Origin of the sequence: uncultured Porphyromonas sp. (genome assembly GCF_947254915.1) — a bacterium.
Taxonomy (GTDB): domain Bacteria; phylum Bacteroidota; class Bacteroidia; order Bacteroidales; family Porphyromonadaceae; genus Porphyromonas.
Genome location: NZ_CAMYEZ010000130.1, coordinates 1 through 5,358 on the forward strand (window position 1 = coordinate 1; position 5,358 = coordinate 5,358).

Genomic DNA, 5,358 nt, shown 5'->3' on the forward strand with positions numbered 1-5,358 from the left:
TTCGGAAGAATGAAATGAAAGTTCGGAGGAATGAAATGAAAGTTCGGAGGAATTTGCCGATTGTTCCGTGGCGAATTCTAATTTCCTCGGTAGAAACGGCAGTTTCATACGGTAGAAACTAGAGTTTTATAATTATGGAAATGGTTGATCACCCCGAGGAAGTGACCGATAAGGTGGGTATTACCCTTATATTGGTATTGCTTTTCTCCTAAAAGATTCCGACCTTTGCCGCCAATAAACACATATACCACCAAACATGAAGAGACTATTCACCCTTTTCGCAGGGCTACTAGCCCTCCTCTGGAGCTGCAGCTCTTTGCAGGCACAGACCACAACGAATGAACACGAAGATCACGCATCGTGGTTCGTGGGCGGTGTCGCTAGCTTTTGGGTTAATAGCGATGCCAAGACGACGTCGCTAGAGTTTCATCCTGAGCTAGGTTACTTCATCAACGACACCTGGGCCGTGGGACTGATGGCTGGCTACGGACTGAAGTCGTATGAGACGGCTAGCAAGAAGGCGCTACAGCACGAGTTCTCGCTCTCACCTTTCGTCCGCTACTACTACCTACACAGAGGTCCCTTCAACCTCTATCTAGACGGCAATGTCGGCTACAGCTATGAGAGACAGGGCGAACATAGTCACCAGGGCTTTGAGGTGGGCTTGCGTCCAGGCGCTTGTCTAGACCTTGCGGAGGGCTTGTGCCTCTGTATGCGTCTGGGATTCTTGGGCTATCGCAAGAGCTTCCATGGTGATGAGCCTGGCGTGCCTTCAAATGGATTCGGACTTTCCTTCACGCCAGAGCATCTGATGGTCGGACTGGAGCTAGAATTTTAGCTCTCCTGCTCAGCTATCATACGGTTGAGCTGATCAATATAATCGAGGAGTTCGTCACGCCCCATGCCAGTCGACGCACTGGTCACGAAAAGGGGCGGTAGCTCCTCCCAATCTTCTAGTAGACGAGATCGGTAAGCCTCTACAGCCTCCTGCTGTACCTGCTTGCCGATCTTGTCTGCTTTGGTGAAGACGATACTGAAGGGGATGCCTTTTTCGCCCATCTCGTTGATAAACTCTAGGTCGATGCGCTGCGGCTCATGTCGTATGTCCACGAGGACAAAGAGATTGACTAGAGCCTCGCGCTTAGAGACATACTGGGTGATTAGCTTGCGAAACTGCTCTCGCTGCTCAAGGCTTCGGCGTGCGTAGCCGTAGCCAGGCAGGTCCACGAGATGCCACGATTGATTGATCAGAAAGTGGTTGATGAGCTGCGTCTTACCAGGCTTTTGCGAGGTCATCGCTAGCCCTTTGTGCCCGGTGAGCATATTGATGAGCGAGGACTTGCCCACGTTGGAGCGCCCGATGAAGGCGTACTCAGGGAGGGTGCTCTGGGGGCAGGTCTTGACTGAAGGACTGCTCTGTACGAAGGTGGCGGAGTGTATTAACATTGTGGTTTGGGTCTTGGTAGATGAATGAATAGGTGCTTTAGACTAATGTACTGGGCACTTGAAACTGCTTGTGCATCTGATCGAAGCGGGCTAAGGAGTCAGCGCCAAACTTGGCGAGCGAGGCGCGAACTTTCTCCAGAGGCTTCTGATGCTCTAGCTGGCTCTTGGAGTAAAATTTGTCGGCATAGCAGATGACCCGCTCCTCGATGCTCTGGGGCATATAGAGGCGGTCGGTCGGGAGATCTAGTCCACGAGCGTGGATGGTCTCGCTGTCTAGTCCTGTGCCGGTGTGGCGCTCGGCAACCTGCGCATGACGCTCCAAACCTAGCTCGCGTAGTAGCTCGCCACCAAGGTAGCCGTGCCGTAAGTAGGGCTCGGTGCCGTAGCAACCGATCGTGGGGGCGTCGGTGAGGTAGATGCCGATGTCGTGGAGCATGGCTCCCTCGTAGACAAATCGCTCGTCGCACGCTAGCTCGGGATGCTGACGTACAACTTCAAGCGCTAGCTCGGCAACCTGCTGGCTATGGGTCAGCAGGATGCGGTAGCCGAGCGTGTCGGTAGGGTAGTAACGCTCGATGATTTGTATGGGGTCAATCATTTGCTATTACGGTGTAAGGGGTTGGCATAGCGGTCTGGGCGGAGTACTCGGTGGCGTAAGCGCACTGAGCCTGCGTGATACCACGCTGATAGGTGCCTGGACGTACCACGCTCTGCTCGTAGCTAATCTCGTAGGAACCACGGAGTAGACTATTGATATGGTATATCTGCGCATAGTTCCGTGCCTCGACATAGTAGCCTAAACCGCCCTGCCACTCGTAGTGACTGAGCTGCTCTAGCGGTTCACAGCATGCGGAGCGCATATCTCGTATGGTGACGAAGTCTAGGTCACGACGTGTGGTGATGCGAAGCTTCGTGATGAGGATAGTCCCGACGGTGAGCTTTTCGCCAGACTGGATGGGACGCTCTTGCAGTTGCCCATTGATCTCCTCACGAACGTAAGTTTTGCTCTCGATCATCAGTTCACCTTGTCGCTCGGACACTTCGCTAAGCGGCTTCTCGCCAACGCTTAGGATGCCACCCCAGAGGATAGCTTGCGGGTCACTGTGGGTGATGACGATGCTACCCGTGCGGTCTAGCTGGCTAGGCTTGTACTGTAGTCCGCAGTAAGAGTCGGTCTCGATGCGCTTGGTCGTACCATCGGCAAGAGGGATGGAGATGGTCACCTGGTCGTGCTTAGCCGTTTCCCCAGTGCCGTCCTCTAGGAGCGTGAGCAGGAGCTCTAGCTGCGTGAGGTTGGAGGCGCGCAGATTGGTGCGTAGGTACTCCATCGCCCAGCGACGCATCTGCTGTACCGTGTCGGGGTAGATACCCAACAGCTCGAAGAGCTCGATAGTCTCACGCTGTAGCGACATAGAGCGGTCTCGCCAGAAGTAACCGCCAACGAGGGTGTTGGCAAAGAAAGCTCCCTGAGCCGCTTCGTAGGATAGGTGGTCGTGCAGGATCTCGGCGAGCTGTCGTGCTTGCGCTACGTTGCCCAGCTTGCAGAGCGTGTAGGCTGCTTGCGGTAGGGCGTAGAGGGGGAGCTGCTGCGCCTCCTTGACGAGGAGTGGCGTGAGGTAGTCGATGAGTGTCTTCGTGGTCTGGTCTTTTTGCAAAGCCTTAGCATCACGCCAGCGGTAGGAGAGGTAGAGCCACTCGGCACCCCATGCGGGGAGGGTCGGTTTCCGCTTGCTCTTGACTAGCTCTTTCTTCATCTCTTGCATCTGCTTGGTCGTGGTGCGGTCGTAAGCCTGCCAACCACGAGTGAGCATGGCGGTTATCTCTTCGTTTGGCTCTAGTTCACTGACCGATGCGAGGTAGTCGAGGATGAGCGGCGTGAGGTAAGAGGAGCCTGGCATATCGGGGTACCACGACCAGTCTCCTGAACTGGTCTGTAGGTTGCGCAACTGCGCTATGTCCTTAGTAGCGGTGCGCTTATTGGGCGCCTTGAAGAGTGTCCAGAGCTGTTCCTGTGCACCGTCTAGCCACCGCTCGGTAGCACGCCAAGGAGTCTCGTCTAGCGGTAGGAGTGTGATCTCACGGTTGCTGGTCAACTTGTTGGCACCCTCGGTTGCTTTCGCTTGAGCTTGTGCCTGAACCCACTGAGCTATCTCCGGCTGGCGTAGCAGTCGCTGCGTGCGGGTCAAAGTGTAGATGCGCATCACCGTATTGATAGCGTCTCGCTCCTCATTGTTAAAGAGGATCGGCAGTTGCTGCAAGGCGAAGTAACGTGGATTGCTCCAGAGCTGTAGGTGTAGCGAAGCTGACGGATCGCTTGCCTGCCCGAGCAACGCGCTGAGCGGATAGGAGTAGCTTGCCTGCTTGTCCCATGCGAAGGGGATACTCTCGACGGTGCGTACCGTCGCTGGCTGTACGGGGATGACGTATTCCTCGCCATCGCTGAGTGAGTCGCTGACGAAGTAGACCTGTACCCGCAGTGCCGAGAGATCTGGCAGAGCGGGTAGGGCGATGGCGTAAGGCGTCACGCCACTGGCGGGAACGGTGAGAGCGAACTCCAGCGTGCCGTCGGCAAGCGGTGTCGCCGTGCTGTCCGCCGCCAGAGCATCGTAGAGGACTAGTCGGAGGTTGCCACGGAGCGGCTCCTCGGTGAGGTTACGAATCGACCCCGTCAAGTAGGCTTGGTCTCCCTGCATGAGGAAGCGTGGCTGCAGCGTCTCGACCATCAGCTGGCGGTAGCTCTTGATGTCGGCCGTAGCGGCGCAGTCCGTCAATCTGCTGTCGTAGCCAAAGAGCGCAAGGCGATAGCTGGAGAGTGCTTCGGGCATCTTGCCCGTAAAGGTGACAATGCCCTCGTCGTCGGTGTAGAGGTCCGCTAGGAAGAAGGCGGTCTGAGAGAAGTCCTTCCGCAAAATAGGCGCGGCGAAGCCAGTGACCACCACCTCGTCTAGTCTGTTGCTGCTCTCTCTCTTTGCTCCGGCTTCGTCATAGGCGAGGTCTAGATCATCTTCTACTAAGGATTCGTTCTTGGCAAGAGCCATCATCGGCGGAACGCTTGCTCTAACACCATAAACCGCACCAGAAAGCGCACCATAATCCATTGGCGTGAGCTTCTCTAGGTCAAATCTGAAGCAAGGGTTAGGACTGACATTCTGAAGGTAGAGCGGTATGTATTGAGCCAAGCGATAGATGCTGTGCGAGCGCAGGCTCTCCAAGGCAGCGTCATACATCCACGCCATGACGGGGATGCGGCGAGCAGGCGTGCCATCGCTGTAGGTGAGGCGAGCTTGCCACGTGTGGGTCTCGCCAGCGAGGAGCTTGTCGGGCATCTCGATCCACGAGAGCTGCAGGGTCGGCTGGTCAGCCGTATAGCGATACTCTAAGCTCTGAGAGGTGTAGCGTCCGTCGCGCACGCAGTACAGCTCTATGCGGATCTGCCCCTTCGGGTCGACACTCTTGGGGAGCGTCGGCTGCCAGCGACCCACCTGCTGGGCGGGGAGCGCAGGGAGCTGTCCGTAGATAGCGGGCTGGTCTACCGTATTGATGACGTAGTAGATAGACTGCTGGCTCTCGTTGCTGGCATAGTATATCGTAGGCGCGCCACCTCGTGGATATTCCTTCGAGGGCGAAGCAGCCCACAGCACCCTCTGTATCGGTAGACGCTTGTCATGCTCTGCAAAGAGGACTACCTCTTGCTCTTTCTCTAGCGTCTCACCCCTCTTATCGTGGTAAATGTAAGTCAAGCGGTAGGAGCCCGAAGGTAGGCGAAGCCACTCAGCGGGCAGGTGCTGCTCTTCGTTGGCGGGCACCTCTACCGACCAAGAGCTTGTCGTATCAGCGAGCGAGGTGAGTCGTAGCTCTAGCGTTGTGGCTATGGGCGTATTGTCCTCGTTGGTTACACGGATGGTAAAAGTC

4 protein-coding genes are annotated in these 5,358 nt (G+C 56.1%); 1 reads left to right on the forward strand and 3 read right to left on the reverse strand.

The window, feature by feature from the left end; genetic code table 11:
* Positions 1-256 precede the first annotated feature (256 nt).
* Positions 257-838 carry an outer membrane beta-barrel protein gene (locus Q0X57_RS07335; RefSeq protein WP_297729679.1) on the forward strand — a complete coding sequence of 194 codons (582 nt, stop codon included), beginning with the start codon at positions 257-259 and terminating at the stop codon, positions 836-838.
* Here Q0X57_RS07335 and yihA read toward each other — a convergent pair.
* The 3 genes from yihA to Q0X57_RS07350 form a co-directional block, all read right to left on the reverse strand.
* Positions 835-1,446, reverse strand: coding sequence for a ribosome biogenesis GTP-binding protein YihA/YsxC (gene yihA, locus Q0X57_RS07340; protein WP_297729682.1), 612 nt, complete (start codon positions 1,444-1,446; stop codon positions 835-837). The two genes, Q0X57_RS07335 and yihA, sit on opposite strands and share 4 nt — an antisense overlap.
* 37 nt (positions 1,447-1,483) lie before the next feature.
* Entirely contained in the window at positions 1,484-2,044 is a 561-nt protein-coding gene (locus Q0X57_RS07345) for an HD domain-containing protein (RefSeq protein ID WP_297729685.1), read from the reverse strand.
* Positions 2,037-5,358 (reverse strand): alpha-2-macroglobulin family protein (locus tag Q0X57_RS07350; RefSeq protein WP_297729688.1); only part of this gene is annotated, 3,322 nt, incomplete at its 5' end. The genes Q0X57_RS07345 and Q0X57_RS07350, both read right to left, overlap by 8 nt.

Excerpts from the sequence above, each read along its gene's own strand:
- Q0X57_RS07335 (WP_297729679.1), top strand. The coding sequence starts at position 257 with ATGAAGAGACTATTCACCCTTTTCGCAGGGCTACTAGCCCTCCTCTGG.
- yihA (WP_297729682.1), bottom strand. The coding sequence starts at position 1,446 with ATGTTAATACACTCCGCCACCTTCGTACAGAGCAGTCCTTCAGTCAAG.
- Q0X57_RS07345 (WP_297729685.1), bottom strand. The coding sequence starts at position 2,044 with ATGATTGACCCCATACAAATCATCGAGCGTTACTACCCTACCGACACG.